Origin of the sequence: Streptomyces ruber (assembly GCF_014648075.1) — a bacterium.
Lineage (GTDB): Bacteria > Actinomycetota > Actinomycetes > Streptomycetales > Streptomycetaceae > Streptomyces > Streptomyces ruber.
The window spans coordinates 166,756-183,066 of the sequence record NZ_BMQK01000001.1 but is presented as its reverse complement, the minus strand read 5'-3'; the positions used below and the strand labels follow the sequence as shown (position 1 = coordinate 183,066).

Here is a 16,311-nt window from a genome sequence, read left to right as displayed (position 1 = left end):
GCCGAACGTGCGGACGCAGCGTGCAGGGGGTTCAGGGTGAGTGCTTCCCGGCATAGGGGGACCACGGACGAACTCGGACCGGACGAGCCCGAGCGCGACGGGGCCGACCTGCTGGCCGCGCTGCTCGACGGCATGGACGCGGCGCTGTGCGCCTTCGACGCCGACGGCCGGGTGACCCACTGGAACCGCGAGGCCGAGCGCATCCTCGGCTGGACCGCCGCCGAGGCGGTCGGCCGCCAGGGGTTCGCCGGCTGGGCCGTGCGGACCGCGGACGCGGCGGAGGTCGAGGCGCGCCTGCTGGGCGCGATGCACGCGCCCGGCCGCCAGGTCCACGAGTTCGCGCTGCTCACCAAGGACGGCGGACGGGTCCTGGTGCGCACCCAGTCGGCGGGCGTACGGGGAGCGGACGGCAAGCCCGCGGGCGTCTACTGCGCCTTCAGCGAGGTGCACGCGCAGATAGACCTGGAGCGGTCCATCGCCCTCAGCGAGGCGCTGTTCGAGGACGCGAGCTGGGGTGTCGTCCTCGTCGACGCCGACCTGCGGCCCGCCGTCGTCAACGCCCACGCGGCCCGCGCGCTCGCCATCGGGCCCACGGCCGCCCTCGGACGCCCCCTGGGGGAGCTGCTCACCCAGGGCGTGGAGGAACTGGAGAGCGTCCTGACGCACGTCCTCGCCGAGGGCGCGCCGCCCGCGCCCACCGAGATCTGGGTGGGGGTGCGCACCCCCGAGGGCGAGAAGCGGCGCTGCTGGCGCAGCGGCTTCCTGCGGCTCGCCTCGCCGCTCGCGGAGCAGCCCGTCCCGCTCGGCGTCGGCTGGCTCTTCCAGGACATCACCGAGTCCCGGCAGAGCGAGCAGGAGTCCTCCCAGCTGCGCTTCCGCACCCACCAGCTCTACCGGGCCGCCCGCGCCGCCGCCGAGTGCGAGGATCCCGCGGAGGCCGCCACCGTCCACCTCGACTACGCGCTCGCGGGCTTCGCCGACCACGCGCTGATCGACCGGGTGGTGGAGCGCGACGCCGGGGCGGACGACGAAGCACCCGTACGGCTCGTGCGCGTCGCCGCCACCCCCTCCGGGGCGCCCGGCCCCACCCACCTCACCGGTCACGCCGGCATCCCGGTCCGCTACCCGGAGGGGCACCCCGCCCTGCAGAGCGTCCAGCGCACCGGTTCCGTACGCGTCGGCGCGGGCACGGCGTCGCCCGAGACCACCCGTGCCTGGGCCACCGCCCGGCAGTGGCCGGCGGACACGGTGCACGCCCTGTGCGTGGTCCTGCGCAGCCGGGGCCGCACCCTCGGCGTCGTGACCTTCCTGCGCACCTCCGGCCGCGCCCGGTTCGAGCGCGCCGACACCCTGTACGCGGAGGACGTCGCGGCCCGGATCGCGGCGGCGCTGGACCTGGCCGGACTGGCCGCGGAAAAAAACGGTTGAACGATCCGGGACGGCTTCCTAAGGTGGCGGATACACAGAAGGGAGGTGATCGGGTAAATGATGGAAACCCGGACGCGTGAGGTGGCTGCGGGCTAGCGGCCCGGCACCACGTGCAGTGCGGTGCCGGACCAGCGCGTGAGACGTACGCGCAGCCGGCCCAATCCCAAGCAGTTCACCCGACCCGCAGGCTCGCCGGTACGTCCGGCCGGCTCCGCGCCGCGAGGCACGGACCCAGAGCCTGCGGGTCGTCTGCTTCCCCGGCGGGCTGCCCGCTGCCCGGCGGGCCGGCGGATTCCCGTCGGCGGACGGTCAGCGCGTGAGGTCCGCGAGATCGGGGATGTCCTCGTAGCCCGCGATCTCCCTCGGGTCGCGTGTGCCCGGCCCGACGTAGCGGGCGGAGGGGCGTACGAGACGGCCGGTGCGCTTCTGCTCCAGGATGTGCGCCGACCAGCCGGCCGTGCGGGCGCAGGTGAACATCGAGGTGAACATGTGGGCGGGCACCTCGGCGAAGTCGAGGACGATGGCCGCCCAGAACTCCACGTTGGTCGCGAGGACGCGGTCGGGGCGGCGGTTGTGGAGCTCCTCCAGCGCCGCCTTCTCCAGGGCTTCGGCGACCTCGAAGCGGGGCGCGCCCAGTTCGCGGGCGGTACGGCGCAGCACGCGCGCGCGGGGGTCCTCGGCGCGGTAGACGCGGTGCCCGAAGCCCATCAGACGCTCGCCCCGGTCCAGGGCGCGCCTGACGTACGTCCCGGCGTCCCCGGTGCGCTCGATCTCCTCGATCATCCCGAGGACGCGGGAGGGCGCCCCGCCGTGCAGCGGGCCGGACATGGCCCCCACGGCGCCCGAGAGCGCGGCGGCCACGTCCGCGCCCGTCGACGCGATCACGCGCGCGGTGAACGTGGAGGCGTTCATGCCGTGCTCGGCGGCGCTCGTCCAGTACGCGTCGACCGCGGCCACGTGCTTGGGGTCGGGCTCGCCACGCCAGCGGATCATGAAGCGCTCGACGATGGACCGCGCCTTGTCGATCTCGCGCTGCGGGACCATGGGCAGTCCCTGGCCGCGGGCGGACTGGGCGACGTACGACAGGGCCATGACGGCGGCCCGGGCGAGGTCGTCGCGGGCCTCCTCCTCCTCGATGTCGAGGAGCGGCCTGAGGCCCCAGACGGGGGCGAGCATGGCGAGCGCGGACTGGACGTCGACGCGGATGTCACCGGAGTGCACGGGGATCGGGAACGGCTCGGCGGGCGGCAGGCCGGGGTTGAAGGCACCGTCGACGAGCAGGCCCCAGACGTTGCCGAACGAGACGTGGCCGACCAGGTCCTCGATGTCGACGCCCCGGTACCGGAGTGCGCCGCCCTCCTTGTCCGGTTCGGCGATCTCCGTTTCGAACGCGACGACTCCTTCGAGTCCGGGTACGAAGTCGGACATCAGGCGGCTCCTCACGGCGTGTGTGCGGCTGGTGGGGTGGGGAGTGGGGGGTGGTGAAGCGGTGCGGGACGCGTGGTCCGCAGCGGTATCCCGAAGATGCCCCGTGCGCCGGGCGGTCACCCACCGGGACGGTTGCAGCACGATAACACTGAGTGCCAGATTCCGGGAGTCATCGCGGCACTGAGTGCCAGGAAAGGATGGGGAACCCATCCACGCGCGCCGCGACCGTACGGCAGGATGACCATGTGAACGACCGAGATCCCGCTTCCCAGGCGTCCCGGCTCCCCGTTCCGGCCCCGGACCCGGCCGCGATGCGCGAGCAGTACCGGGCCGAAGGGCTCGACGAGAGCGAGCTGGCCGGCCACCCCATGAAACAGTTCGAGCGCTGGTTCCGGCAGGCCGCGGCCGAGGGCGCGGTGTTCGAGCCGAACGCCATGGTGGTCTCCACCGCGGACGCCTCCGGACGGACGAGCTCCCGTACGGTCCTGATGAAGGCGTACGACGAGCGGGGCTTCGTCTTCTACACCAACTACGGTTCCCGCAAGGCCCGTGACCTGGCCGAGAACCCGTACGTGTCCCTGCTGTTCCCCTGGCACGCGATCGCCCGCCAGGTGATCGTCTCCGGTACGGCGCGCCGTACCGGCCGGGACGAGACGGCGGCGTACTTCCGCACCCGGCCGCACGGCTCACAGCTCGGCGCGTGGGCGAGCGAGCAGTCATCGGTCATCCGGTCCCGGGCGCAACTGGACGTGGTGTACGAGGAGTTGCACACCCGCTACCCGGAGGGCGAGCAGGTGCCGGTGCCGCCGCACTGGGGCGGGTTCCGGGTCGCGCCGCGGACGGTGGAGTTCTGGCAGGGGCGCGAGAACCGGCTGCACGACCGGCTGCGGTACGTGGCGGAGCCGGACGGGTCGTGGCGGGTGGAGCGGCTCAGTCCCTGACTCCCGGCCGGCCCGTCAGCGGCCGAGGCTCTCGTCCAGGAGGACGGCCCACTGGGCGACCACCCGGTCGCGGCGGCCGGTGTCGTCCGTGAGGAGGTTGGCGAGCCCGAGGCCGCGGGCCATGTCGAGGAGGCCCTGCACGGTCTCGCGCACACCCGGCACGGACTCGTCGGCACCCAGCAGGTCGACGGCGATGCGGTGGGCCTCGCGGCCGAAGCGCGCCTCCAGTTCGGTGACCCGGGGCCGCAGCTGCTCCTCGTCGGTCGCGGCCACCCACAGGTGCAGGGCGGCGCGGAACAGCGGGCCGGTGTAGAGGCCGACCAGGGCGGCCACCACGTCCCGGCGGTCGGCGGCGCCCTGGGGGAAGAGGGTCCGCAGCGCGGCGGAACGTTCCTCGGCGACGTACTCGACGGCCGCGGTGAACAGGTCCTCGCGGGTACGGAAGTGGTGCTGGGCCGCGCCCCGGGAGACGCCCGCGCGTTCGGCGACGACGGAGACCGTGGAGCCCGCCCAGCCGCGTTCGGCGAGACAGGCGACGGCGGCTTCGAGGAGACGCCTGCGGGTGGCGCGGCTGCGGTCCTGCTTGGGGCCTTTGGCCGTACGTCCGCCCGCGTCCGTGTTCGTGCCCGTGCCCGCGTCCGTGTCCGTCTTCGTGCCCGCGTCCGTCACCGTGTTCGTGCTCACAGCGCCCATGTCGGATCCCGTCGTTCGAGGAAGGCCGTCATCCCCTCTCGGGCCTGCGCGGACGAGAACAGCCGGGCCGAGAGCGCGGTCAGGACGTCCGCGTCCCGGTCGAAGGTCTCCAGCACCCTAGCCGTGAGCAGCCGTTTGGTCTCGGCCAGACCTTGGGGCGAGGCCCGGCGCAGCCCGTCGAGGACGGGCGCGAGTACCTGGTCCACGTCGTCGCCGGCCGCCGTGACCAGTCCGATGCGGGCCGCCTCGGCGGCGTCGAAGTGCTCGCCGGTGAGGTAGTACCGGGCCAGGGCGCGCGGATCGGTGCGGGGCAGCAGCGGCAGGGAGATGACGGCGGGCGCGACGCCGATGCGGACCTCGGTGAAGGCGAAGGTCGCGGCGGTGGAGGCGGCGGCGATGTCGCAGGCGGCGAGCAGACCGAGGCCGCCCGCGCGGACGTGCCCGGCGACCCGGGCCACCACCGGCTTGTCCAGCTCGACGATCCGCCGCAACAGCGCGACCAGCGCCTGCGGGGGCGGTGGGTCGCGCAGGTCGGCGCCCGCGCTGAAGGTGCCGCCGGTGTGGGTCAGCACGACGGCGCGTACGGCGGGGTCGGCGCCGCACCGGTCGAGCGCGTCCGCCAGCCCGGCCACGAGCGCGGCCGACAGGGCGTTGCGGTGGCGCGGGGAGTCGAGGGTGAGGGTGGTGATCCCGCGCGCATGCGCACGGCGGACCGTCTCCGTCACGGGTGCCTCCTGCGGTGCTCAGGTACTCAGGTACTCAGGTACTCAGTACGACTTGGGCAGGCCGAGGGTCCGGTGGGAGACGTAGTTGAGGATCATCTCCCGGCTGACCGGGGCGATACGGGCCACCCGCGCCGCCGTGACGAGGGAGGCGAGTCCGTACTCGGCCGTGAGGCCGTTGCCGCCCAGGGTGTGCACCGCCTGGTCGACGGCCTTCGCACAGGCCTCCGCGGCGGCGTACTTGGCCATGTTGGCGGCCTCCCCCGCGCCGGTGTCGTCCCCGGCGTCGTACAGGCGGGCGGCCTTCTGTGTCATCAGGCGGGCGAGTTCGAGCTCGATGTGGGACTGGGCGAGCGGGTGCGCGACGGCCTGGTGGGCGCCGATGGGGGTGTCCCACACGGTGCGGTCGCGGGCGTACTCGACGGCCCGGGCCAGCGCGTGGCGGCCCATGCCGGTCGCGAAGGCGGCGGTCATGATCCGTTCCGGGTTGAGCCCGGCGAAGAGCTGGAGCAGGCCGGCGTCCTGGTCGCCGACGAGTGCGTCCGCCGGGAGGCGTACGTCGTCCAGGACGAGCTCGAACTGCCGTTCAGCCGCCTTCAGTTCCATGTCGATGGGGCGCCGCTCGAAGCCCTCGGCGTCCCGGGGCACGATGAACAGACAGGGCTTGAGGCGGCCGGTGCGGGCGTCCTCGGTGCGTCCGACGATCAGGGTCGCGTCGGCCCGGTCGACGCCGGAGATGAACACCTTGCGGCCGGTGAGCACCCAGTCGGCGCCGTCACGGCGGGCGGTGGTGGTGATGCGGTGGGAGTTGGAGCCGGCGTCGGGTTCGGTGATGCCGAAGGCCATGAGGCGGGTGCCGTCCGCCAGGCCGGGGAGCCATCGCCGCTTCTGGGCGTCCGTGCCGAAGCGGGCGATCACGGTGCCGCAGATCGCCGGGGAGACGACGAGCATGAGGAGGGGACAGCCCGCGGCGCCGAGTTCCTCCAGGACGATGGAGAGTTCGGTGATGCCGGCGCCTCCGCCGCCGTATTCCTCCGGCAGGTTGACGCCCAGGAAGCCCAGCTCGGCGGCTTCGGTCCAGAGTTCGTCGGGGTGGGCGTGCTCTCTGGTGACGCGGGTGATGTAGGGGCGGCCGTAGCGGTTTCCCAGGGCGGCCACTGCTTCGCGGAGTGTCTTGTGCTCGTTCTCTTCGATGAGGGTCGAGGGGGGCATGGGGCTCCTTCGGGTGCGGCTTGTCCGTGGCTTGTCGCGCAGTTCCCCGCGCCCCTTACGGGGCGTCTTCCCGCACCACCGCCAGTAAGGCGCCGGGCTCCACCTGTTGGCCGTCGCTCACGTTCAAGGTCGTCAGCGTGCCTGACGTCGGGGACGAGACCTTGTGCTCCATCTTCATCGCCTCCAGCCACAGCAACGGTTGGCCGGCCTCCACCCGTGCGCCCTCGGTGAGGCCGTCCGCCAGGCGTACGACCGTGCCGGGCATCGGGGCGAGCAGGGAGCCGGGCTCCTGCCGGGCCGTCGTGTCGGGGAAGCGGGACAGGGCGGTGAGTTCGGTGTTGTTCACGTACACCCGGTCGTCGTACCGGGTCACCTCGTACGTGCGCCGGACGCCGTCGGCCTCCAGGACGACGCGGCGGGCCTCGGCGTGCACGACGCGGACGCCGTCGGCGGTGAGGCCCCGGCGGGTGTGGTGGTAGTGGACCTCGTGTTCCTGTCCCGCCATGGCGTAGCGCCTGGTCTGCGGCTGTGAGGGAACGTTGCGCCAGCCGCCGAAGCGGGACCGGGGGCCGCTGCGCGCGTCGGCGAGGGCGGCGGCCAGGGGGGCGTACGGGTCCGGGGCGGGGGCGGTCAGTTCCGGCAGGTGCCGGGCGTAGAAGCCGGTGTCCATGCGGCCGGACGTGAACTCCGGGTGGCGCAGGGAGCGGACGAGGAGGTCGCGGTTGGTGACCGGGCCGTGGACCGTGGCGCGTTCCAGGGCGCCGGCGAGCCTGCGCACGGCCTCCGCGCGCGTGGGCGCGTGGGCGACGGCCTTGGCGAGCATCGGGTCGTAGTGCACGCCGATGTCGTCGCCGTCCGTGTAACCGGTGTCCAGGCGGACGTCCGGGACGTCGAGGCGGTGCAGGCGGCCGGTCTGCGGGGCCCAGTCGCGGGCCGGGTCCTCGGCGTACAGCCGGGCCTCCACGGCGTGCCCGCGCGCGCGGGGAGGATCTTTCTCCAGGGCGTGGCCCTCCGCGACACGGATCTGCTCGGCGACCAGGTCGACGCCGTACACGGCCTCGGTGACGGGGTGTTCGACCTGGAGGCGGGTGTTCATCTCCAGGAAGTGGGCCCGGCCCCCGGCGACCAGGAACTCGACCGTGCCGGCGCCCACGTAGCCGACGGCCCGGGCCGCCCGTACGGCCGTCCCCTCCAGTTCGGCGACGAGCCCGGGGGTCAGGCCGGGGGCCGGTGCCTCCTCGACGACCTTCTGGTGGCGGCGCTGGAGGGAGCAGTCGCGGGTGCCGAGCGTCCAAACGGTGCCGTGGGTGTCGGCGAGGATCTGCACCTCGACGTGGCGGCCGCCCGCGTCACCCTCGAAGTAAGGCTCGATGAACACCTCGCCGTCCCCGAAGGCGCTCGCGGCCTCCGCGCGCGCGGCCGTCAGCGCGGCGTCGAGGTCCGCCGTCCGCCGGACGACCCGCATGCCGCGCCCGCCGCCTCCCGCGGCGGCCTTCACCAGGACGGGCAGGTCGGCCTCGGTGATGTCGTCGGCCCCGGTGAGCGGCTCGATCCCCATCAGGCGCTTCGCACGGGTCTTGGACGCCATCGCCTCGATCGCCTGCGGGGGCGGCCCGATCCAGACCAGCCCCGCGTCCGTGACGGCCCGCGCGAAGCCGGCGTTCTCCGACAGGAAGCCGTACCCGGGGTGCACGGCGTCCGCGCCCGCGCTCAGGGCGGCCTTCACGATCAGGTCGCCGCGGAGGTACGTGTCCGCGGGCGCCGCTCCCGGCAGCCGCACCGCCGCGTCCGCCACACGCGTGTGGAGGGCGTTCCCGTCGGCGTCCGAGTAGACGGCGACCGTCCGGATGCCCAGCTCACGGCAGGTGCGGAAGACGCGGCAGGCGATCTCGCCCCGGTTGGCGACGAGGACAGTGGCGATCATCGGTGGTCCCTCACATCCGGAAGACGCCGAAGCCACCCCGGACGCCCTCGTAGGGTGCGGTGTGGATCGCGGACAGGCACAGGCCGAGGACGGTGCGGGTGTCGCGCGGGTCGATGACCCCGTCGTCGTACAGCCGCCCGGACAGGAACATCGGCAGGGACTCGGACTCGATCTGCTGCTCCACCATGGCGCGCAGCGCGGCGTCGCCCTCCTCGTCGTACGGCTGCCCCTTCGCGGCCGCGGACTGCCGGGCGACGATGGAGAGCACGCCGGCGAGCTGCTGCGGGCCCATGACGGCGGACTTGGCGCCGGGCCAGGCGAACAGGAAGCGCGGGTCGTACGCGCGCCCGCACATGCCGTAGTGACCGGCGCCGTAGGACGCGCCCATGAGCACGGACAGGTGCGGCACCCGCGAATTGCTCACCGCGTTGATCATCAGCGCGCCGTGCTTGATGATGCCGCCCTGCTCGTACTCCTTGCCGACCATGTAGCCGGTGGTGTTGTGCAGGAAGAGCAGCGGGACGTCGCGCTGGTTGGCGAGCTGGATGAACTGGGCGGCCTTCTGCGACTCCGCGCTGAACAACACGCCCCGGGCGTTGGCGAGGACGCCGACCGGGTAGCCGTGGAGCCCGGCCCAGCCGGTCACCAGGCTGGTCCCGTACAGCGGCTTGAACTCGTCGAAGTCGGAGCCGTCGACGATCCGCGCGATCACCTCGCGCGGGTCGAAGGGGGTGCGCAGGTCGCCGGGGACGATGCCGAGCAGTTCGTCCTCGTCGTACCGGGGCGGCACGACACGGACCGGGTCGGCGTACGCCTTGCGGTGGTTGAGACGGGCGACGACGCGCCGCGCCTGGCGCAGGGCGTCGCGCTCGTCGACGGCGAAGTGGTCGGCGAGGCCCGACACGCGCGCGTGCATCTCGGCACCGCCGAGGGACTCGTCGTCGGCCTCCTCCCCCGTCGCCATCCTCACCAGCGGCGGCCCGCCGAGGAACACCTTCGCCCGCTCCTTGACCATGATCACGTGGTCGGACATCCCGGGCACGTACGCGCCGCCGGCGGTGGAGTTGCCGAACACGACCGCGACGGTGGGGATCCCGGCGGCGGACAGCCGGGTCAGGTCGCGGAAGAGCGCGCCGCCCGGGATGAAGATCTCCTTCTGGGCGGGCAGGTCGGCGCCCCCGGACTCGACCAGGCTGATGCAGGGCAGCCGGTTGGTGAGGGCGATCTCGTTGGCGCGCAGGGCCTTCTTGAGGGTCCAGGGGTTGCTGGCGCCGCCGCGTACGGTCGGGTCGTTGGCCGTGATCACGCACTCCACGCCCTCGACGACCCCGATCCCGGTGACGATCGACGCCCCCACCGCGTACTCGCTCCCCCAGGCGGCGAGCGGGGACAGCTCCAGGAAGGGCGTGTCGGGGTCGAGGAGCAGTTCGACGCGCTCGCGGGCGAGGAGCTTGCCGCGGCGTCTGTGCCGCTCGACGTACTTCTCACCGCCGCCGGAGAGTGCCTTGGCGTGCTCGGCGTCCAGCTCGGCGAGCTTGGCGAGCATGGCCTCGCGGTGGGCGGCGTAGTCGGGTCCGGTGGTGTCCAGGGAAGTGGGAAGGACCGTCACAGCAGGATCTCCGGTATGTCCAGGTGGCGGGAGCGCAGCCACTCGCCGAGGGCCTTGGCCTGCGGATCGAAGCGGGCCTGCGCGGCGACGCCCTCGCCGAGCAGGCCGTGGACGACGAAGTTCAGGGCGCGCAGGTTCGGCAGGACGTGGCGGGTGACGGGCAGATCGCGGCTCTCGGGGATCAGCTGCCGGAACCGGCCGGCCGTCAGCTCGTGCGCGAGCCACCGCCAGGCGTCGTCCGTCCGCACCCACACCCCCACGTTGGCGTCACCGCCCTTGTCGCCGCTGCGGGCTCCGGCGACGCGGCCGAGGGGGGCACAGGTGACGGGCCCCGGCGGCAGCGGCGGGGGCAGCGGCGGCTGCGGTACGTCCTCCAGCGCGACGGTGTCCCGGGGCGGCGCGACGGGGACGCGACGGCCGTCGTGGAGGACGGCCGTGTGACCGACGGCGTCCTGCGGGACGTACGCGGCCTCGAAGACGCCGTAGGGGACGCCCCTGCCCGGGGGCGCCGTGACATGGAAGCCCGGGTAGCCGGACAGCGCCAGCTCCACGGCGGCCCCGCTCAGCGCGCGCCCGGCCGTCCGCTGGTCCGGGTCCCGCACCACCAGCCGCAGCAGGGCGCTCGCCGTCTCCTCGGTGGGGGCGTCGGGGCGGTCGGTGCGGACCAGGTCCCAGCGCACGTCGGCGGGGCGGGACGTGGCGAGCGCGTCCGCCATCTGTTCCCGGACCAGGTCGGCCTTGTGATCGATGTCGAGTCCGGTGAGGACGAAGGTCACCTCGTTGCGGAAGCCGCCGAGGCGGTTGAGGCCGACCTTGAGGGTGGGTGGCGGGGCCTCGCCCCGGACCCCGCCGATCCGGACCCGGTCCGGTCCTTCCCTCGTGAGCCGTACGGTGTCCAGCCGGGCGGTGACGTCGGGCCCCGCGTACCGGGCACCCGCCGTCTCGTACAGGAGCTGGGCGGTCACGGTGCCGGTGTCGACGAAGCCGCCGGTGCCGTCGTGCTTGGTGACGACCGCGGTGCCGTCCTCGTGGATCTCGGCGAGCGGGAAGCCGGGCCGCCGTACGTCGCCGTCCCGGAAGAACGCGTAGTTGCCGCCGGTGACCTGGGCCCCGCACTCCAGCAGGTGCCCGGCGACCACGGCGCCCGCGAGCCGGTCGTACGCGTCCGGGGCCCAGCCGAAGTGCGCGGCGGCGGGCCCGGAGACGAGCGCCGCGTCGGTCACCCGCCCGGTGACGACGAGGTCCGCGCCCTCGCGCAGGGCGGCGGTGATCCCGAACCCGCCGAGGTAGGCATGGGCTGCGAGGGCGTCTGGATGGTGCGGACTGAGGTCGTCGCCCTCGACGTGCGCGACGCGCACCGGGACGCCGAGCCGGTCCGCGAGCTTCCGTAGGGCGTCGGCGAGGCCCGCGGCGTTGAGCCCGCCCGCGTTGGTGACGATGCGCACGCCCCGTTCGTGCGCCAGTCCGAGGCACTCCTCCATCTGCCGCAGGAAGGTGCGGGCGTACCCGGCTCCGGGGTCCTTCAGCCGGTCCCGGCCGAGGATGAGCATGGTCAGTTCGGCGAGGTAGTCCCCGGTCAGGATGTCGAGCGGGCCATCGGTGAGCATCTCGCGCACGGCGTCGAAGCGGTCGCCGTAGAAGCCGGAGGCGTTGCCGATGCGTAAGGGGGCGACGGCCATCAGAGAGCACCCTTCGGCGCGCGTCCGGCTCCCGGCGGCCCCGCGAAGGCCTGGGCGATGTCGAGCCAACGGTCGGCGTCGGGGCCTGACGCCCGTACGGCGAGGTCGGCGCGGTGGGCGCGCTGGGTGACCAGGAGACAGAAGTCGAGCGCGGGGCCGGTGACGCGCTGGGGCGCGTCCTCGGGGCCGTACGTCCATACGTCACCGTCCGGGCCGACGAGTTTCACGTGAAACTCGTCGGCGGGTGCGGGCAGTCCTCGTACGAAGAAGGCGTAGTCCCGCGCGCGTACGCCGATCCGGGCGATGTGGCGCAGCCGGGCGGTGGGGGCGGCGCGGGTGGCACCGAGCGCGTCGGTGACGTCCAGCCCGTGCGCCCAGGTCTCCATGAGCCGGGCGGTGGCCATGGACGCGGCGGACATCGGCGGCCCGTACCAGGGGAAACGGGCGCCGGGCGAGGCGGTGCGCAGGGCGTGGTCGAGGGCGGCGCGCCTCTGCCGCCAGGTGGCGAGCAGCTCGGCGGGCGGCGCCTGCGCACCTGCCTGCGCCCCCTCGTCGACGAAGGAGTGCGGCGCGGCGAGGGCCTTCTCCCCCAGGACGCGGAAGCCGTCCTCGTCCGTGACGGCGAGCAGGGCCGCGTGGTCGGTCCAGGCGAGGTGGGCGATCTGGTGGGCCACGGTCCAGCCGGCGGCGGGGGTCGGGAGCACCCAGCGCTCGGGCGCCAAGTCGCTCACCAGACGGTCGAGTTCGTCGCTCTCGGCACGCAGGTCGTCGAGCACGGGCGTCGGGTCGGCCATGGGTGGGAGCATGGCAGCGGGTCCGGAAACAAGCAAGCGTGCTTGCATGAATCGGTGACGCGCGATCAAGGGGTTCCATACGCCGCTCGCGTGGCGGTCAGGCGGGAGGGTCGGGCGTGATCTGCCAGATGGTGACGAGTTCCGAGCGCGGCGTGACCATGTACACGAAGAAGCCACCCGCCACGAACGCGTACTTGGCTCCTTCGTCGGCGTCCTGGTAGGCCGCCCCGCGGAGGTGGAGTGCCGCAGCGGCCCGCACGAGTTCGTCGGCCGTCCCCGCCACCTCGGCAAGGAACGCGGGCGGCGCCCCGGCGGCCACGGACTCCTCGTCCGGAACGTACTCCCAGCGCCAGGTCACCCCGCGAGCACCGCCCGAGCGGCGTCCCGGTAGATGGCGCTGGCCGTGACCAGGTGTTCGCGCGCTTCCTCCGGAGCGGTCGCGATCCGCGCGAGGTACTCGGCCCGGTGGTAGGTCCTCGCGATCTCGGGGTGGCGCTCGATTTCGATCAGCGCGGCCCAATGGGCCAGGTAGGCGTGCACAGGCTTGAGCGACCCGTGCTCCACCGCTTCCGCGAGCGCGTGGTCCTTGGCCTGGTCGTAGGCAGTCAGGAGGTGCGGGGCGACGACGGCGCACGCAGCGCGCAAGGCGCCCGGGGTGCGCTCCGGACGGGGGATCAACGGCCCGTCACCGGCCATCTCCGTGTGCTGAAGGCTCATGCCGCCGTTCCCTTCGTGTCCTCGGCCGACCCGCCGACCGCGCTCCGGGACCGGGGAACGCAGGGCACGCGCCCGACTCTAGTCGCACGGCACCCCACCGCGTCGTGGAAACGAACCGTGACAGAGACGGCGGGCGCGGGTGACGGTGTCGCCCGCCGGTGCGTCGGTCGGTCGGTCAAGCCGGCCGGCCGGTGGATCAGTCGCGCCGGGTGTGCGCCGGGAGCTTGCGGAGCTTCATCGTGTCGGCGGTGTCCGTGCCGAAGCCGTGGTCCAGGAGGTCCGCGGCGTCGGCGTGGCGGTCGGGTGCCGTTCAGGACGGTGCCGACCAGGATCCTGTCGCCGCGGGTGGCCGCGAAGACCAGGCACGGGCCGCCGGGGTCGTCGTGCCGGGACGCCCTGCGCAACGACTGGCCGAGTTCCTGGCGCCCGGAAGGCCGGGGCGGTCGCCTTGCGGCGGTACACGCCGGCGGACGTAAGCTGCGAAGCAGCTGTATACACCTGACTCGCTCGACTGCCCCTTACTGGACGGCCCCTCGTGAACACCCCCGGTACCGATCAGCCCACGCCCGCGCCCACGGCCGCCGACCCGACCGCGGCCGCTGCCGCAGCCGTGCCGGAGCCCGCCCCCGTCGGGCGGGTCCGCCGCTGGGGCTCCCTCGGGCCGGTCGGGCTGGTGCTCGCCGGGGGCGTCTCCGTGCAGTTCGGCGGGGCGCTGGCCGTGACGCTGATGCCGCGGGCCGGGGCGCTGGGTGTGGTGACGCTGCGGCTGGTGGTGTCCGCGATCATCATGCTCGTCGTGTGCCGGCCACGGGTACGCGGGTATTCGCGGGCCGACTGGACCACCGTCGTCGTCTTCGGTGTCGCCCTGGCCGCCATGAACGGGTTCTTCTACCAGGCCCTCGCCCGCATCCCGCTCGGTCCCGCCGTCACCCTGGAGGTCCTCGGCCCGCTCGCCCTCTCCGTGTTCGCCTCACGGCGGCTGGTGAACCTGCTGTGGGCCGGGCTCGCGCTCGTCGGGGTGTTCCTGCTGGCCGGAGGCGGATTCGGAGGGCTCGACCCGGTGGGCGTCGCCTTCGCGCTCGCGGCCGGTGCCATGTGGGCCACGTACATCGTCTTCAGCGCGCGTACGGGGCGCCGCTTCCCCCAGGCCGACGGGCTGGCGCTCGCGATGGCGGTCGGCGCGGTGCTGATCCTGCCGCTGGGAATCGTGGAGGCGGGCACGCGTCTCGTCGATCCGGTCACGCTCGGGCTCGGCGCGGCGGTGGCCGTGCTGTCGTCCGTGCTGCCGTACACGCTGGAGCTGATCGCGCTGCGGCGGCTGCCCGCGCCCACGTTCGCCATTCTCATGGCCCTGGAACCCGCCATCGCCTCGATGGCGGGCTTCCTGATCCTGGGCCAGGCGCTGTCCGCCGTGCAGGCGCTCGCGATCGCGCTGGTCATCGGGGCCAGCATGGGGGCGGTGCGGACGCAGGCGGCGCGGGGCGGCAAGGGCGGCAGTGTCGAACGGACGGAGGGCTGAGGGCAGCCGGGCGCGGGGTTCCTACGCGCGGAGCCGGGTGGCCAGCGCGGCCAGGGTGTGTGCGGTTTCCGTCAGGCTCTTGACCGCCGCTTCCAGGTCCGCGGCCAGGTCGGCCGCCGGGAGGGCGGCGGACTCGGGCGCCGGGACGGGCGTGCCGCGGTAGCCGATGGGGCCCTCGTTCCAGCGCTGGTAGTAGCCGGTGAAGCCCGGAGCGGCCGGGGCTTCGAAGAAACGGACCCGGGCGAGCTGGATCTCGGTACCGCCCGCGTTGCCGGTGATGTCGAGGCGGTAGTGCGCGTAGGCCGAGGCGCGGCCACGGAGGGTGAACTCCCTGGTCTGGAAACGCCCGGTGAAGCTTTCGCCCGCGCGGTGGTCCAAGGGTGTCCAGGTGTGACCGTCGCGGGAACCGAGGAGTGTCCAGTCGCGCGGGTCGCGCTCGGCGAAGTCGTTCGCCGTCATCAGGGCGTACGACGTGACGGCGGCGGGGCGGGCCAGGGTGAAGTCGAGCTGCGCGGTCTCCTCGCCCGCCCGCCACTTCTCCCGGTCGTCGTGCAGGAGGTTGTCCGCCGTCTCCCCCGCCTCCTCGAACTCGTCGCTCGCCTCGACGTCGGTCGCCTCGATCTCGGCCGGCACGGTCCGCAGCGCGGCCACCCCCGAATTGCCCCGCTGGTCGCGCCAGGTCACCCGCTCCACGGGCGCGCCGCCGTCGTCCACGAGCAGCCGCAGCTCGCCGGAGCGGTGCCAGCCGCCGCCCCATCCCTCCTCCGTACGGAAGTGGTGCAGGGCGTCGACCGGTATGTGTTCCAGACCTTCCGGAGAGGCCCAGCTGCCGGTGAGGCGGCCCCGGTACTCGTAGTCCGTGCCGTCGGCGGCGCGGTGGTGGCCGTGGAAGTCGGACAGGTTCGACTGGAAGCTGATCGCCGACTCGGCGCCGTCCTCCCCGCGCCAGCCGAGCTGCGCGGGCAGCGAGTGCTCGCCCCGGTCGACGTGGAACAGCAGCGGAGGCGCCGACTCCCAGGACGAGGCGGACGAGGAGAAGGGCGCCCGGCGCTCCGTACGGAAGGCGAAGACCGTGTCCCGTGCGGCCTCCGCCGCCAGCGCGCGCTCCGAGCGGCCCCGCTCCGCGACGGAGTCCAGCGTGATCCGGTAGAGCCAGAGCATGCTGCGCGCCTTGGCCGAGGTGCGTATCTCCAGGGTGTTGGTGCCCGGCTTCAGCAGGTGTGCGGGGACCGCGAACACGTTGTCCTGCGGGAGGTCGCCGCCGCCCGGCACGGTGAGGTCCCGCGCCAGTTCCTCTCCCTGGAGCAGGACGTCGACCGGCGCGTACCCCGGGGAGGCGCCCAGCTTGGAGACCAGGGCGGTGACGGTGAGCGTCGCCTGGGGGATGCCCTCCGGGTCGTTCACCTCGAAGTCCACCTCGACCGTGCCGCCCGCGTCCAGCGCGAGGTGACCCCCGGCGGGGCGGGAGAGGTGCTGCCTGACCTCGGCGTTGGCCAGCCGGGGCGGGGTGACGGAGAAGTCCGCGTAGGTGGCGTCCAGGCTCATGGCGGGTTCGGCTCCTGATCGTGGCAGTTTTCAACGCCCGCCGTGGCGAGTGCTGTTGGTGATCAGGAACCTAGTGGGTGGGTCTGACAACGCCCCGTCG

The 16,311-nt window shown here is 73.6% G+C and carries 14 protein-coding genes; 3 read left to right on the top strand and 11 right to left on the bottom strand.

The window, feature by feature from the left end:
• Positions 1–36: 36 nt before the first annotated feature.
• Positions 37–1,428 (top strand): PAS domain-containing protein, encoded by a 1,392-nt coding sequence (locus IEZ04_RS00900; RefSeq protein ID WP_189214659.1) that lies wholly within the window; start codon positions 37–39, stop codon positions 1,426–1,428.
• A gap of 309 nt (positions 1,429–1,737) precedes the next feature.
• Here IEZ04_RS00900 and IEZ04_RS00895 read toward each other — a convergent pair whose 3' ends face one another.
• A complete protein-coding gene (locus IEZ04_RS00895; protein ID WP_189214658.1) occupies positions 1,738–2,856 on the bottom strand; it encodes a citrate synthase 2 in 1,119 nt (372 codons plus the stop codon).
• A 197-nt stretch (positions 2,857–3,053) separates the two neighbouring features.
• Between IEZ04_RS00895 and pdxH the strand changes: the two genes are divergently transcribed.
• Positions 3,054–3,797 (top strand): pyridoxamine 5'-phosphate oxidase, encoded by a 744-nt coding sequence (gene pdxH, locus IEZ04_RS00890; protein ID WP_189214657.1) that lies wholly within the window; start codon positions 3,054–3,056, stop codon positions 3,795–3,797.
• Between the two features lie 15 nt (positions 3,798–3,812).
• Here the strand turns inward: pdxH and IEZ04_RS00885 are convergent, their stop codons facing one another.
• The 9 genes from IEZ04_RS00885 to IEZ04_RS00845 form a co-directional block, all read right to left on the bottom strand.
• Positions 3,813–4,490, bottom strand: a complete 678-nt coding sequence (locus IEZ04_RS00885; protein ID WP_189214656.1) for a TetR/AcrR family transcriptional regulator — start codon at positions 4,488–4,490, stop codon at positions 3,813–3,815.
• Positions 4,478–5,215 (bottom strand): enoyl-CoA hydratase family protein, encoded by a 738-nt coding sequence (locus tag IEZ04_RS00880; protein ID WP_189214655.1) that lies wholly within the window; start codon positions 5,213–5,215, stop codon positions 4,478–4,480. Before IEZ04_RS00880 ends, IEZ04_RS00885 begins: the two co-directional genes overlap by 13 nt.
• A gap of 42 nt (positions 5,216–5,257) precedes the next feature.
• Positions 5,258–6,424: an acyl-CoA dehydrogenase family protein gene (locus IEZ04_RS00875; RefSeq protein ID WP_189214654.1), complete on the bottom strand. Its 1,167-nt coding sequence runs from the start codon at positions 6,422–6,424 to the stop codon at positions 5,258–5,260.
• 55 nt (positions 6,425–6,479) lie between these two features.
• A complete protein-coding gene (locus IEZ04_RS00870; protein ID WP_189214653.1) occupies positions 6,480–8,348 on the bottom strand; it encodes an acetyl/propionyl/methylcrotonyl-CoA carboxylase subunit alpha in 1,869 nt (622 codons plus the stop codon).
• A gap of 10 nt (positions 8,349–8,358) precedes the next feature.
• On the bottom strand, positions 8,359–9,957 hold the full coding sequence (locus IEZ04_RS00865; RefSeq protein WP_189214652.1) for an acyl-CoA carboxylase subunit beta: 1,599 nt from the start codon (positions 9,955–9,957) through the stop codon (positions 8,359–8,361).
• Positions 9,954–11,636, bottom strand: a complete 1,683-nt coding sequence (locus IEZ04_RS00860; protein WP_189214651.1) for an acyclic terpene utilization AtuA family protein — start codon at positions 11,634–11,636, stop codon at positions 9,954–9,956. The genes IEZ04_RS00865 and IEZ04_RS00860 overlap by 4 nt, the downstream gene beginning before the upstream one ends.
• Entirely contained in the window at positions 11,636–12,430 is a 795-nt protein-coding gene (locus tag IEZ04_RS00855; protein ID WP_189214650.1) for a TIGR03084 family metal-binding protein, read from the bottom strand. The genes IEZ04_RS00860 and IEZ04_RS00855 overlap by 1 nt, the downstream gene beginning before the upstream one ends.
• 97 nt (positions 12,431–12,527) lie before the next feature.
• Entirely contained in the window at positions 12,528–12,788 is a 261-nt protein-coding gene (locus IEZ04_RS00850; RefSeq protein ID WP_189214649.1) for a hypothetical protein, read from the bottom strand.
• Positions 12,785–13,147, bottom strand: a complete 363-nt coding sequence (locus tag IEZ04_RS00845; RefSeq protein ID WP_189214648.1) for a DUF6247 family protein — start codon at positions 13,145–13,147, stop codon at positions 12,785–12,787. Before IEZ04_RS00845 ends, IEZ04_RS00850 begins: the two co-directional genes overlap by 4 nt.
• 535 nt (positions 13,148–13,682) lie before the next feature.
• Here IEZ04_RS00845 and IEZ04_RS00840 point away from each other — a divergent pair.
• On the top strand, positions 13,683–14,666 hold the full coding sequence (locus IEZ04_RS00840) for an EamA family transporter (protein WP_189214647.1): 984 nt from the start codon (positions 13,683–13,685) through the stop codon (positions 14,664–14,666).
• Between the two features lie 21 nt (positions 14,667–14,687).
• On the opposite strand, the gene IEZ04_RS00835 is transcribed toward IEZ04_RS00840, so the two are convergent.
• Positions 14,688–16,211, bottom strand: a complete 1,524-nt coding sequence (locus tag IEZ04_RS00835) for an alpha-1,2-mannosidase (RefSeq protein WP_189214646.1) — start codon at positions 16,209–16,211, stop codon at positions 14,688–14,690.
• Positions 16,212–16,311: the final 100 nt, after the last annotated feature.

Coding starts and splice junctions, on each gene's coding strand:
- IEZ04_RS00855 (WP_189214650.1), bottom strand. CDS start 12,430: ATGGCCGACCCGACGCCCGTGCTCGACGACCTGCGTGCCGAGAGCGAC.
- IEZ04_RS00885 (WP_189214656.1), bottom strand. CDS start 4,490: ATGGGCGCTGTGAGCACGAACACGGTGACGGACGCGGGCACGAAGACG.
- IEZ04_RS00870 (WP_189214653.1), bottom strand. CDS start 8,348: ATGATCGCCACTGTCCTCGTCGCCAACCGGGGCGAGATCGCCTGCCGC.
- IEZ04_RS00875 (WP_189214654.1), bottom strand. CDS start 6,424: ATGCCCCCCTCGACCCTCATCGAAGAGAACGAGCACAAGACACTCCGC.
- pdxH (WP_189214657.1), top strand. CDS start 3,054: ATGGGGAACCCATCCACGCGCGCCGCGACCGTACGGCAGGATGACCAT.
- IEZ04_RS00895 (WP_189214658.1), bottom strand. CDS start 2,856: ATGTCCGACTTCGTACCCGGACTCGAAGGAGTCGTCGCGTTCGAAACG.
- IEZ04_RS00835 (WP_189214646.1), bottom strand. CDS start 16,211: ATGAGCCTGGACGCCACCTACGCGGACTTCTCCGTCACCCCGCCCCGG.
- IEZ04_RS00860 (WP_189214651.1), bottom strand. CDS start 11,636: ATGGCCGTCGCCCCCTTACGCATCGGCAACGCCTCCGGCTTCTACGGC.
- IEZ04_RS00845 (WP_189214648.1), bottom strand. CDS start 13,147: ATGAGCCTTCAGCACACGGAGATGGCCGGTGACGGGCCGTTGATCCCC.